General features: G+C 59.9%; 11 protein-coding genes. 6 read left to right on the forward strand and 5 right to left on the reverse strand.

All coding sequences use genetic code 11. The features are described from left to right. Positions 1–282 precede the first annotated feature (282 nt). From I6L41_RS12840 to I6L41_RS12850, 3 genes are all read left to right on the forward strand, one after another. Positions 283–603 carry a ComEA family DNA-binding protein gene (locus I6L41_RS12840; RefSeq protein WP_111900685.1) on the forward strand — a complete coding sequence of 107 codons (321 nt, stop codon included), beginning with the start codon at positions 283–285 and terminating at the stop codon, positions 601–603. 95 nt (positions 604–698) lie between these two features. Next, positions 699–1610 (forward strand): UTP--glucose-1-phosphate uridylyltransferase GalU, encoded by a 912-nt coding sequence (galU, locus tag I6L41_RS12845; protein ID WP_139405564.1) that lies wholly within the window; start codon positions 699–701, stop codon positions 1608–1610. A gap of 213 nt (positions 1611–1823) precedes the next feature. Further along, positions 1824–3221 carry a peptide MFS transporter gene (locus I6L41_RS12850; RefSeq protein ID WP_040065012.1) on the forward strand — a complete coding sequence of 466 codons (1398 nt, stop codon included), beginning with the start codon at positions 1824–1826 and terminating at the stop codon, positions 3219–3221. 74 nt (positions 3222–3295) lie between these two features. Here I6L41_RS12850 and I6L41_RS12855 read toward each other — a convergent pair whose 3' ends face one another. Further along, the gene (locus I6L41_RS12855; protein WP_204484104.1) at positions 3296–4267 is read right to left on the reverse strand and encodes a response regulator; all 972 of its coding nucleotides are present in this window, start codon (positions 4265–4267) and stop codon (positions 3296–3298) included. A gap of 240 nt (positions 4268–4507) precedes the next feature. Here I6L41_RS12855 and I6L41_RS12860 point away from each other — a divergent pair, with 240 nt between their 5' ends. From I6L41_RS12860 to I6L41_RS12870, 3 genes are all read left to right on the forward strand, one after another. Continuing rightward, positions 4508–5206 carry a DnaT-like ssDNA-binding domain-containing protein gene (locus I6L41_RS12860; RefSeq protein WP_216959290.1) on the forward strand — a complete coding sequence of 233 codons (699 nt, stop codon included), beginning with the start codon at positions 4508–4510 and terminating at the stop codon, positions 5204–5206. Positions 5207–5277: 71 nt separating this feature from the next. Beyond that, positions 5278–6132, forward strand: coding sequence for a DnaA/Hda family protein (locus tag I6L41_RS12865; protein ID WP_216959293.1), 855 nt, complete (start codon positions 5278–5280; stop codon positions 6130–6132). A gap of 135 nt (positions 6133–6267) precedes the next feature. Continuing rightward, complete coding sequence (locus tag I6L41_RS12870; protein ID WP_216959297.1) at positions 6268–6903, forward strand: SDR family oxidoreductase; 636 nt, start codon at positions 6268–6270, stop codon at positions 6901–6903. A gap of 109 nt (positions 6904–7012) precedes the next feature. Here the strand turns inward: I6L41_RS12870 and I6L41_RS12875 are convergent, their stop codons facing one another. The 4 genes from I6L41_RS12875 to I6L41_RS12890 all read right to left on the reverse strand — a co-directional run bounded on the left by I6L41_RS12875 (position 7013) and on the right by I6L41_RS12890 (position 11838). After that, positions 7013–8209 (reverse strand): ABC transporter permease, encoded by a 1197-nt coding sequence (locus tag I6L41_RS12875; protein WP_216959299.1) that lies wholly within the window; start codon positions 8207–8209, stop codon positions 7013–7015. Then, entirely contained in the window at positions 8209–9363 is a 1155-nt protein-coding gene (locus I6L41_RS12880; protein WP_216959303.1) for an ABC transporter permease, read from the reverse strand. Before I6L41_RS12880 ends, I6L41_RS12875 begins: the two co-directional genes overlap by 1 nt. Further along, a complete protein-coding gene (locus I6L41_RS12885; RefSeq protein WP_081849386.1) occupies positions 9363–10367 on the reverse strand; it encodes an HlyD family secretion protein in 1005 nt (334 codons plus the stop codon). Before I6L41_RS12885 ends, I6L41_RS12880 begins: the two co-directional genes overlap by 1 nt. A gap of 73 nt (positions 10368–10440) precedes the next feature. Further along, positions 10441–11838 (reverse strand): TolC family protein, encoded by a 1398-nt coding sequence (locus I6L41_RS12890; RefSeq protein ID WP_216959306.1) that lies wholly within the window; start codon positions 11836–11838, stop codon positions 10441–10443. Positions 11839–11900 lie beyond the last annotated feature (62 nt).

Raw genomic sequence — 11900 nt, forward strand, 5'->3', positions numbered from 1 at the left:
CATCAGCGCAGTGTTGCACAGAATAATGCCATGTGATGTGCCAGAAATGTCTCGAGCGTAGCGCCGCGGGAAAGCGTGCCTGCCACCTTAAAGATGTATCTAAAATAGATTCAAGATCATAAGGTTGGATATATGAGGGCATTCATAGCTAAGCGCTTATAGCAAATTTTTCGCCATCGGCATGAGGATTTGACCTGTTAGAAATAACAGTGAAAAAGACCCGTTCGATACGCTATTCATCAATGTGCCACTCGGCAATATCCACATCATGGAGGAATGGAAATGCTGATGAAGAAGCTCTCTGCTGTCATGCTGCTGGCCTGCTTGCCCCTGTTCAGCCAACCTGTGCTGGCCGTAGATAAGGCAGCGCCCAAGCAAACAACCACGACCGCGGTTGCCAAGGAGTCCGGCAAGCTGAATATCAATACCGCCACCCTTGCCGAACTCACCAGCCTGAAAGGGATTGGCGACAAGAAGGCACAAGCCATCGTCGACTATCGGGAAAAACAGGGAAAGTTCACCTCGGTCGATCAGCTGGCAGATGTCAATGGCATTGGCCCGGCCACGCTGGAAGCCAACAGGGACATGATAATAGTCAAATAAAGTCGAATGGATCAGTTGCAAATGGGGCAGCCTGTGGCTGCCCCATTTTTCTTGGGGTATGATTGCCGCACTTTAATCCCGCTGGATAGTTTTCCATGAAAAAGACTCCTCTTGTTGTTCGTAAGGCCGTGCTCCCGGTAGCCGGTCTGGGTACCCGTATGCTGCCAGCCACCAAGGCCATCCCGAAAGAGATGTTGCCGGTGGTCGACAAACCACTGATCCAGTACGTAGTGCGCGAAGCCATCGCCGCCGGTATCAAAGAGATCGTGCTGGTCACCCACTCGAGCAAGAACTCCATCGAAAACCACTTCGACAAGAGTTTCGAATTGGAAGCGACCCTCGAGAAGCGAGTCAAGCGTCAGCTGCTGGAAGAGGTGCAACAGATCTGCCCGAAAGACGTCACCATCATGCACGTCCGTCAGGGGGAGGCCAAAGGTCTGGGCCACGCGGTGTTGTGTGCCCGTCCGCTGATCGGTGACAACCCCTTCGCCGTGCTGCTGCCGGATGTGCTGATCGACGACGTTGCCAGCAACCCCAAGCAGGACAACTTGGCCGAGATGGTGCACATGTACGAAGAGAACCAGATCAGCCAGATCATGGTGGAAGCGGTTCCCGAGAGCGAAGTGGACAAGTACGGCATCGCCGACATCAAGGGCGAGGCCCTGAGCGAGGGGATGTCCCTGCCGATGCAGGCCATTGTCGAGAAGCCGCCCCGTGACGAAGCCCCCTCCAATCTGGCGGTGGTGGGTCGTTACGTCCTCTCCTCCAATATCTGGCCGCTGCTGGAGAAGACCCCGGCCGGTGCCGGTGACGAGATCCAGCTGACTGACGCCATCGCCATGCTGATGGAGCAGGAGCAGGTCAACGCCTACTTCATGAAGGGCAAGAGCCACGATTGCGGCAGCAAGCTGGGCTACATGAAAGCCAATGTGGAATATGGTGTGCGCCATCACGAGCTGAATGGTGAATTCATCGGCTGGCTGAAGCAGTTCGTCAAGCAGTTGTAATCGCTGATAAATCTGTTTTTTATAGACGTATTCAAGGGGCATCAAATGATGCTCCTTTTTCATTTTTGCAACAAAAAATCAATCAAGAGTAAATAAACTCTCAGCAAATCATAATGTTGTAATTTATTCACACATGCTCTATAAGGATTGAGGCGTGTTTCTCGCCCTTGCATAAAAAACTCAAAAAAATATAAGACACAGGTGGAAGTTCCAATGAATAACCCGTCAAAAGGGACCTTTTTAGGTCACCCTAAAGGGCTTTTTTTGCTCTTTAGTACCGAACTGTGGGAGAGATTCTCCTATTACGGCATGCGTGCCGTGCTGGTGCTCTATCTGACCGACCTGACTGCCAACGGCGGTCTGGGCTGGAGTCAGGCAGATGCCCTCAAACTCTACGGTATCTATACCGGCCTGGTTTATATCACTCCGCTGATCGGCGGCTGGCTGGCTGACACCTTCTTGGGTCAACGTCGTGCCATCCTGATCGGTGCCGTGCTGATGGCCGCAGGTCAGTTCACTCTGGCACTGCCCCACGCCATGTTCCCGGATATGGTCAACACCATGTTCTACGCGGGCCTCGCGTTGCTGATCGTGGGTAACGGCCTGTTCAAACCGAACATCTCCACCATGGTGGGTGACCTCTATGAAGAGGGCGATCACCGCCGTGATGGTGCTTTCACCATCTTCTACATGGGTATCAACCTGGGCTCCCTGCTGGCAGGCGTGATCTGTGGTGCTGCTGCCACCGCCTACGGCTGGCAAGCCGCCTTCGTCGGCGCCGGTATCGGTATGCTGCTCTCTCTGGTAATCCAGGCCACCATGGCCCAGCGTTTCCTAGGTGACATCGGTCGCGTCACTGCCGCCCAGCGTGCAGCCGCCCTGCGTACTACCGAGCAGAAAGCACCGCTGACCAAGCAGGAAGTGGATCGCATCAAGGTTATTCTGGTACTGGGTCTGTTCACCATCATCTTCTGGGCCGGTTTCGAGCAGGCCGGTGGTCTGATGAACCTCTACACCCAGGAGTATACCGACCGCATGATCGGCAGCTTCGAAGTGCCGACCGCCTGGTTCCAGTCCCTGAACCCCTTCTTCATTATCACCCTGGCACCGGTCGTTGCGGCCATCTGGATCAAGCTCGGCAAGAAAGAGCCGAACTCTCCGGTGAAATTCGCCATGGGTCTGCTGTTCCTGGCTATCGGCTTCCTGTTCATGGTCGGTGCCGTGCTGCAGCAGGGTGGTGACAACACCGTCAAGACCTCCATGTTCTGGCTGGTAGGTGCTTACCTGTTCCACACCCTGGGCGAGCTCTGCCTCTCCCCGATCGGCCTCTCCATGGTGACCAAACTGGCTCCGCTGCGTCTGGCTTCCCTGATGATGGGTGCCTGGTTTGGCTTCGTTGCCCTGGCCAACTACGCTGCGGGCTTTATCGGCTCCTTCGTAGGTGAAGCCGGTCCGATCGCCATCTTCGGTGGCATCGCCCTGGCTGCGATACTGAGCGCCCTGATCCTGCTGACCATGGCCAACCGCCTGGTTTACTGGATGCACGGTGCCGAAGGCCCGGCCAAAGAGCCGCAAGCGCAAGAGAAGAAACTGCAATCCGCCACCGTCTAAACGGTCAGGATTGTAAACAACAAACAGGGCGCCCATCGGCGCCCTGTTTGTTTTGGCCTGTTTATCAGGCGGCATCAGTGATGACGAACCTGCACATCCAGTGAGCCGCCGCTGTCGCTGCGAAACTGCAGGGCGAACGGTTCATGCCAGCTACGTTTGTGCAGGGCGTAGTGGCTACTGCGCATCAGGCCAAGGGGCAAGCCACCGGAGCGCATCAGCCAGTGGGGAGAGGTGAGCCCTGCGTTGGCAAACACCAGTCCATCATGCTGATCAAACAGCAGCGCCGCCATGGCAAAAGAGTGGCGAAGCCCGGACGCCATCAACTGATGGTTGAGGTAGTCGAGCAACCGGTGCGGCTGGCTCAGCAACCGGCTCTCGTTCTGCTGAAACTGGCGGTAGGGGACATTCATCAAGGATCGCACCAGCGCACCACAAAATGCCGCATCCGTCCCCATGATCGGCAGCTCCATCACCAGCACCAGCAGCTTGTCTTCCACCTTGAAGGTATCGGGAATAAACAGCTGCCCCAGCCCCTTGAACGTGACCTGCCAGGGGCCCCACTCCTGCAAGCCCGGCGGCTTGAGCCCCGCCAGCAGACGGCTGGCCGCCTTGTCGTGGGCACTGAAATAGTCGATGTGATCCATCAGCTCCAGTTGCTGCGCCCGGCTGGCGCTGCCGTTGAGACACTGTTCGATGCTGCGCTCGACCAGCGCGTAATCCTCGAGGGGTTTGAGCAGATAGTCCCGCGCACCGGCACGCAAGGCGCTGGCGACTGCCTCCATGGTGCTCTGGGCCGAAATGACGATAACCGGAATATGGGGATAGCGTGCAGAGAGGCAGGCGATCACCTCGTGGCCATCCATATTGGGCATATTGAGATCGCAGAGCACCACATCGGGATGGTAGAGGGCCGCCGCCGATAGCCCCTCAATACCATCTTCGGCCTGAAACACCGTTGCCCCGTCCCGTGCGAGGTAACTCACTAACGAGTGGCGAAAAACGGCCTCGTCCTCCACCACCAGGATCCGTAGCCCGGCTTTTGACATCTTGATAAAGCTCTTATTAGTCAATTGGTTATTTAGGTATTAAGACTAGCTCAAAAGTACGGTCAGCGCGGAAACCCTGCGTCAAAAGTAGACCTCGATCATACGATGGCATCAAGAGAATCCTATCTGCCCGCGCAGCTCTATTCGCTCGGGTGGCCCCACGACTACGACCGCCATCCGAATTGTGCAAGTGGGCGCCATAAGGGATAATGCCCCCCACTCCAGCTCATAAAGAAGACCATGACCCCAGCCGAATACAGTGCCCTTGCCCACCCAAGATTGTCCCATCCGGCCCGCAGTCTCTATACCCTGCAGCTGCGCCGACTGGTGCTGGAAAATCAGGCGGCAAGGCTCAACTATCCCGAGCTAGGTCGGGCGCTGGCAGTGGTCGATCCGGGAGATCCCTGCGGCTTTTCGTTTCAGGTCAATGCCCGCCAGCTCACCGAGCTGTTTGATGAACTGATGGAGGCGGGCCTGCTGCAAGTCGAGGCTCAGCCCGAGAGTGAGCACTACCATCAGTGCCCGTTCCAGTTGCCGCTACTGACCCAGAAATTGCGCAGCCCGCTGCCGGAACGCCCCTTCCAGATGCATCTGCAATGGCGCCCGGACGAAGAGTTGCCCGCCCTCGCCCGTCTGTGCGGGGTGATCGATGCCAGCTATAGCGAAGAGGATCTGGGAGAATTTATCGCCTACTGGCTGGGGCGCCCCGAGGTATTCGACTCCCAGCATCAATGGATGCTCAAGTTTATTCGCGCCCTCAAGACCCGCCGCTATACCCGTCGCAAGCCGATGGAGGTGCAGGGCTACCAGCAGGTGACGCCGGCCCCGGCAGAGTCGGGCCCCAGCAAACGGGCCCAACAGATGATTGAAGAGGCCAAGCGACTGGCCCAACAGCAGACGCAAGAACCCGCAGCGCAGCAGGAGTCGGATAATGATTGATAGCGGCCCCCGCCTGCAGGCAGAATCAACCCCTTGTCTACCCATCCCTGATCGAGCAGAAGGAGCATTCCATGACTGACCCGCAAGATCCCCTGCGCCAGGAGCTGGAAGAGATCGAAGCCAAGCGCCAGAAGATCGCCAAGGCCAAGCAGGATCACCGTATTCACGACCCGGAATTGAGCCGTCATGTAGGTGGCCTGCTGGAGCGCATTCGTCGCCTGCAACAAGAGACCGGTGGCGGCCAGTATGACTACGAGACCCTGCGCAAGGAGTACGACGCCAAGGCCAACGCCGAAGTGCGCGAGCTACAGAAGGCGGCCCGTCAGGAGCGGATCCAGAAGCTGATCGCCCAGGCCGACCTCAACCCTGACTGGGTATTTGACAAGATGGATGCCGGTGACCCGGCGCTGCAATACCCCATCGAAACAGCCCGTTACTTTATCAGCGGTTTCGAGCACTGGGAGAAGAGTGGTGGCGGCTGCATGCTGATCTACGGCGACTACGGCACCGGCAAGTCAACGCTGGCTGGGGCGGTTGCGCACGAGCTGATCGAGCGTCACCAGAAATCGGTGATCTTCCAGCAGTGGGCCTCCATCGTCGATCGCCTCTTCTTCAACGTGATCCCCGATCAGGACGAGCGCAACCAGTACCGCCGCGCGCTGGAAGAGGTGGATCTGCTGATCATCGACGAGGTATCGGCCAACCGCGCCAAGATGGCGGAGAGCCAGTCCAGTTTCCTCGGCCACCTGCTGCGCCGCCGTCGCAACCTGTCAAAAAGCGTCATCATCATCACCAACCACACGCCCCAGACCCTGCATCAGGCGATCGGTGATTTCAGCTATGAGGCTATCAAGGCGTTCAATCCGGTGGATATCCACCTGAGCGGTCCAAGCCGGCGCCCCAGCATCGGCAACTACAACGGCTGATCCCCTCTCAAAAGAGTGCGAGTCACTGGCGGCTCGCACTTTCTCATCCTTGTCGACGCACAAATAGAAACAACTCTCATTTACAGCAGACAAACAAGCCACTAGGCTAGCCCCTTTTGCCAAGGGAGCTCAGCTATGCCAACCACACTGATTTTCGGAGCCAGCCGCGGGCTGGGCCGCGCCTTTACTCACCACGCCCTGAACAAGGGTCACCGGGTGGTTGCGCTGGTACGCAGCCCCGAGATGGCTACGGAACTGGAGGCGCTGGGAGTTGAGGTGATCGAGGGGGATGCGCTGGATCCGGCAGCGGTGCAGCAGGCCTGCATTGCTGCAGGGCAAGATGCCCAAGTCGTCTCTACCCTCGGTAGCTTCCGTCAGGCAGCTCCGGTGGACTATCAGGGCAACCGTCATGTGATCGATGCCATGGAGCAGGCAGGCCTGAAACGGCTGCTGCTGGTCACCTCTCTCGGCTGTGGCGACAGCTGGTCATATTTGCCGCAGCGGGCCCGCGCCGCCTTCGGCCACGAGGTGCGTCTCAAGAGTCTGGCGGAGAGCTGGCTGCAGACAAGCTCCCTCGCATGGACCATTCTTCGCCCGGCGGGCCTTCAGGATGGCGACGCCACCGGCCGCGCCGAACTGAGTCAGGGCAAGGAGGTGCACGGACTGGTACGCCGCGCTGATGTGGCCGCCCAAGGGCTGCGCCTGCTGGCGGATGATGCGGCGGTGGGGCAGATCTACGCCATCGGCGATCCCACGCTCCAGCGCGGCTAAAGCAGCAGTAAAACTGCTCATACCCACCACGTAGCAAAACGGTCAGCCCAAGGGCTGACCGCTTTCGCTATACCGCACAAGCTATCTCACGGGCGCTTGCACCATCCCGCTAACCGGCGGTCGTTTCACTCTGCACGACTGACGGGCGAGCAACCGGCAACGACTGCTGCCGCCAACGCAGCAGCAGGCAGGCCAGCACGCCGTAGAGCAGCGCCAATCCCCACAACTGCCACCAGTAGCGGGCAACCTGCGCAAAGTCGGCCCCCATCTGGTTGAGGCGCAGAAAACCCTCGATGGCGGGGATAGTGGGCACCCACTGAGCCAGCCAGTTGAGGGGGGCCGGGATCAGCTCGAGCGGCCAGATAAAGCCCGCCAGAAAGACCAGCGGCAGGGAGGAGATCAGCACCACCTGAGTGGGCAGATCCCGCCGGGTAAATATCGCGCCGAGCACCACGCCAAACCAGCAGGTCGCCAGCAGGAACGGCAGGGCGAACAGCCAAAGCTGCACCGGGTCGGCATGACGAGCGATATTGTAGTGATCGAAGCAAAAGCCGAGGAAGTAGCTCACCGGCAGCAGGAACAACCCCGCCAGCACCAGAGTTCTGGCCAGCAGCAGCGGCAACACCGGCGCGCTTTGCCAGTACCCCTGCTCGCCGCGACAGCTACGCTGGTTCTGGGTCGCCCCCAGGATCCCCGCCCCCATCAGCAGCACCTGATGGAGGATCAGCACGAACACCGCCGGTACTACGTAGTTGACGTAGCCCATGGTGGGGTTGAAGACCGGCACCACGTTGAGGGCCACCGCATTCCAGCCCATGGCCGCTTGTGGCAGCGCCTCGCCGTGGCTCAGCAGCCGCGCCACCTTCACCTGCGCGGCGAGAGTGCCGCCGGCCTGCGCCAGCCCCTCGGCAATGGTACCATAGACCAGAAAGTAGGAGGCATCACCGGCATAGCTCAGGGTCACGCTCTTGCCCAGCATCAGATCCCGATAGAAGTGGTTGGGGATATGCAGGATCCCGCTCGCCTTCCCGGCCATCATCAGCTGCCGCGCTTCATCCAGCGAATTGGCCCGCGCTACCAGCTTCACCTGCGGCGTGGCATCGGCCATAAACTCCAGCTGGCGCGATAGCTGACTGCCATCTTCATTGACCACCACCACCGCCTCTTCCCGCGGTAGTTGATGCAGATAGGGTTGGGGGTAGAGGAAGGAGTAGAAGAACACCCCGCCAAACAGGGTGAGCATGATGGCGCGATCCGCCAGCAGGGTGCGCAACTCGAGGCGCAACAGATCGACAAATCCCAGCATCACTCAGGCTCCTTTTCGGCGACTGCCACTGCGGCTGATTGACGGGCCAGCTCGGCCTGCTGCTTGTAACGGCGCACCACCAGCAGCAAGGGGAGCAGGAACAGCAGCAAGGCCCCCAGTTGTGGCAGCGCCGATGCGAGGGGCAGACCGTAGTTGCTCTGACCAATCTGCAGCTCGACATAGTGAGAGACCGGCAGCAGGCTGCGCCAGAAGCGGGCGAAATCCCCCATGGCACTCACCGGAAAGGTGACTCCCATAAAGGCAAAACCGGGCGCAGTGTAAGCCCCCGCCAGCGACAGAGCGCGGGCCGGATCCCGGATGATGCCGTAGAAAAAAGCCCCCATGGTGACGCAGGCGGCCGAGGCGAGCCCCAGCCCCACCAGCAATACCAGCCAGCTACCGTGCATGGGGTAGGAGAAGCCCTTGAACAGCAGCAGCGTCCAGACAATCCCCCAGCCCCAGCCAATCAGCACGTGGGGCAGCAGGGTGCGCCAGAGACCAAACCAGACACCGCGAGTGGTCCAGTCCAGCCCCAGCCGATCGGTACGGGCCAGCGCATTGAGGCCGAACAGCACCACCAGGATCTGCCATACCGCGGGCAGAATGGCGCTCAGCAGAAACTGGGCGTAGCTGGAGTTGAGGTTGTAGAGCGCAGTGACCTGACTGTTGATGGGCACCGACTGCCCAATCGCACCGGGCAGCGCCTTGCCGTCAGCCATCGCCTCCAGCACACCCACCTGACCATTGAGAGTGCCTACCACCTGCGCCAGCGCCGAGTTGACCAGCTTGGCGATGAGGATGAACTGGCCGTTGTTGAACACTGTCACCTGCGGCTGGGTGCCCTGACGGGCATCCCGCTCCAGATGGTTGGGGATCACTACCAGCGCATAGATGTCGCCACCGCGCAGGGCGTGCGCCCCGGCATCGATGGAGTCAAACTGTTGCGCGACCTTGAGCCCGGCCGAACCATCCAGCGAGAAGGTGAGCTGGCGCGAGAGCATGCTGTGGTCGAGATCCACCAGCCCCACCTTGAGGTCGCGGGCCAGCCCCGCCGAGAAGATCCAGCAGAGGATCCCCATCAGCAGCAGAGGCACCCAGCTCATCAGGGCACGGCTGAACGGATCCTGCCACAGCAGCCGAAATTCACGTCCCATCAGAGTTCAACCAGCACACTCATGCCAACCCGCAGCCCCTCAACCGGTTGCAGGGGGCGAGCCTCTACCTGGAAGCTCTTCATGTCGAAGCCCTGACGGGTATCGGTGGCACGCCAGGTGGCGAAATCCCCCATCACGGCCACATGGGTCACCTTGAAGCGCACCATCTGATCGCCAAGGCCCGGGATGCGGGCATCGAACTCGGTACCAACCGGGAAGCGGGGCAGCAGATCTTCGCGCACGTGGAACTGGGCCCAGGCATCGCTCATGTCGAGCAGGGTCACCACGGGGAAGCCTTGCGGCGCCAGCTCGCCGCTGCGCAGCAGCACCTGACTAACCTCACCGGTGTGGGGGCTGACGATACGGGTATCGGCCAGATAGGCCTCAACCTCGGCAACGGAACCAGCCGCCATCTTGGCCTTCTCGCGAGCAGCGATCTTGGTCTCTTCCCGCGCCCCTTCCAAAGCCATCTGGTACTGCTGCCATGCCATCCCTTCGCTGTAGCGGGCGGCTTGCCAGGCGGTCCAGGCCTCATCGCGTTTTTGCAGCGGCATCACGCCGTCGCGGTGCAGGCTGGCCACCCGCTCATAGGTCTTGCCACGCAGGGCTGCAGCGGCCTTGGCTTTTTGCCACTGATCCTTGGCCGCAGCGATCTGCTGGGCACGGGCTCCTTTCTCCGCCTCTTGCGCCAGCGCACCCGCAGCCGCTTCACCCGCCTTTGCCTGGCTCAGCTTGGCTTCAATCTCGGGGCTCGCCAGAGTAAAGACCAGCTGATCCTTGGTCAGCTGATCACCCTTTTTCACCAGCACTTCGTCGATGCGCCCCGGCACCTTGGAGGAGACCGAATACTGCTGTGCTTCAATTTGCCCTTGCAGATGCACCGGCTCCGGCTGATAGGCGAGCCAGAAGCGCCAGCCGAGCCAGACCACCAGGATCACCAGCACCAGCGGCAACAACAGCGGTTTACCCTGGCTCATCTTCTTTTTGATGGGGGGATGGCTCATCACTTCACCTCGACAAACGGGCGACCCTTGGCGGTCGAAACAGAGATAGAAAAAGGCACGGACTGAAGTGCGATCATGAGTTCACCTCGATCACCTGACCGTGCTGATATTGATTGAAACTGTTCATCTGGCCGGAGAGGGCCAGCAGGCGAGCCAGCGACACCACATATTGATAAGCCGCCGCCGCGCGCTGGGTCTTGACCCCCGCCAGCTGGTTCTGGGCATCCACTACATCTAGTGACGTGGAGAGCCCCTGCCCGAAGGCCTTGTCCCGCAGCAGCACGTTCTCCTCGGCCAGCGCCTGAGTGGAAGAGAGGGATTGATACTCCTCCAGCCCCTGCGCAGCTTCACGCCAGGTCTTTTCCACCAGCAGCTTCAGATCATCGCGGGTCTTGGCCTGCAGCAGATTGACCTGCAGCTCGGCACTCTTGGCGGCCTGCACCGTCTCGGAGCGGCCATCGCGGCTCACCAGCGGCATGCTGACGCCAACCCCTACCAGCCAGTCCGGCGCGGTCTTGGAAGCTATCGAATCATCTTCATAGAGGTTGTAGTTACCGAACAGGAACACCTCGGGGGCATATTTGCCCTGCTCGACCCGGATCATCCCCTTGGCCTGCTCTTTCTTGGCGCTGAGCAACTTGAGGCCGGGGTGTACTTCCAGGGTCTGCTGTACCAGCCCATCGAGGCGCGGCAGCTCCTCATTGACGAACAGGCCACTACCCGGCTGGGCATCTGGCAACTTCAGCATGCGGCCAAGGGCCAGTTCGGCGATCTCGAGACTGCGGCGCGCCTTCTGGGTATCAATGCGGGCACGGTCATAGGCCGACTGGGCGGAGAGACGCTCCACCTTGGCAATCTGCCCCTGCGCTTCGAGCTTCCTGGCGTGATCCAGATGACGGGCCAGCCCGTCCTCAATATCCTGCTTGGTCTGCACTACCTGACCTGCCAGCACCACACCGAAATAGGTCTGGGAGAGGCTCTCGAAGGTGGATTGCTGCTTGAGCACCAGCAGCTGTTGCGCCTCGCTCACCTGCGCCTGGCGGATATCCTGCGCCGCATCGATGCGACCGCCGGTAAAGAGTGGCCAGAGCATCTTGACCGAGCTGGTCACGACATTCTGTTTGGTCAGGGGGGTGACAAATGCGTTGGCCCCGACCCCGAACAGGCTGCCGAGTGCCAGGATCAGATCTTTCTGCTTGGCCAGCGGATTGAGATCGAGGGCATCAAGTTCAATCGGCTGATCAAGATGGGTATAGCTGGCCCCCAGATCCACTTTGGGCAGATACATGTCCTTGGCCGCCTCGCGCAGCTGTTTGGCCCGATCGACCCCGGCCTGCTCGGCAGCCAACCCTTCATCCTGCTGGATGACCCGGGTCCAGGCCTCGCTGAAACTGATGGTCTGTGCCTGCGCCGACCCCAGCACTGCACCCAGCAGACACGGCCAGAGTGATGTAATGAACCTTGACGTCATAGATCCCCAATCCGCATTGTTGCAAAAATGTTTGGAGCTTTTGCTCGCATAAGCCTGCCATC

This window comes from Aeromonas sp. FDAARGOS 1411, from assembly GCF_019047125.1.
Classification (GTDB): Bacteria; Pseudomonadota; Gammaproteobacteria; order Enterobacterales; family Aeromonadaceae; genus Aeromonas; species Aeromonas veronii.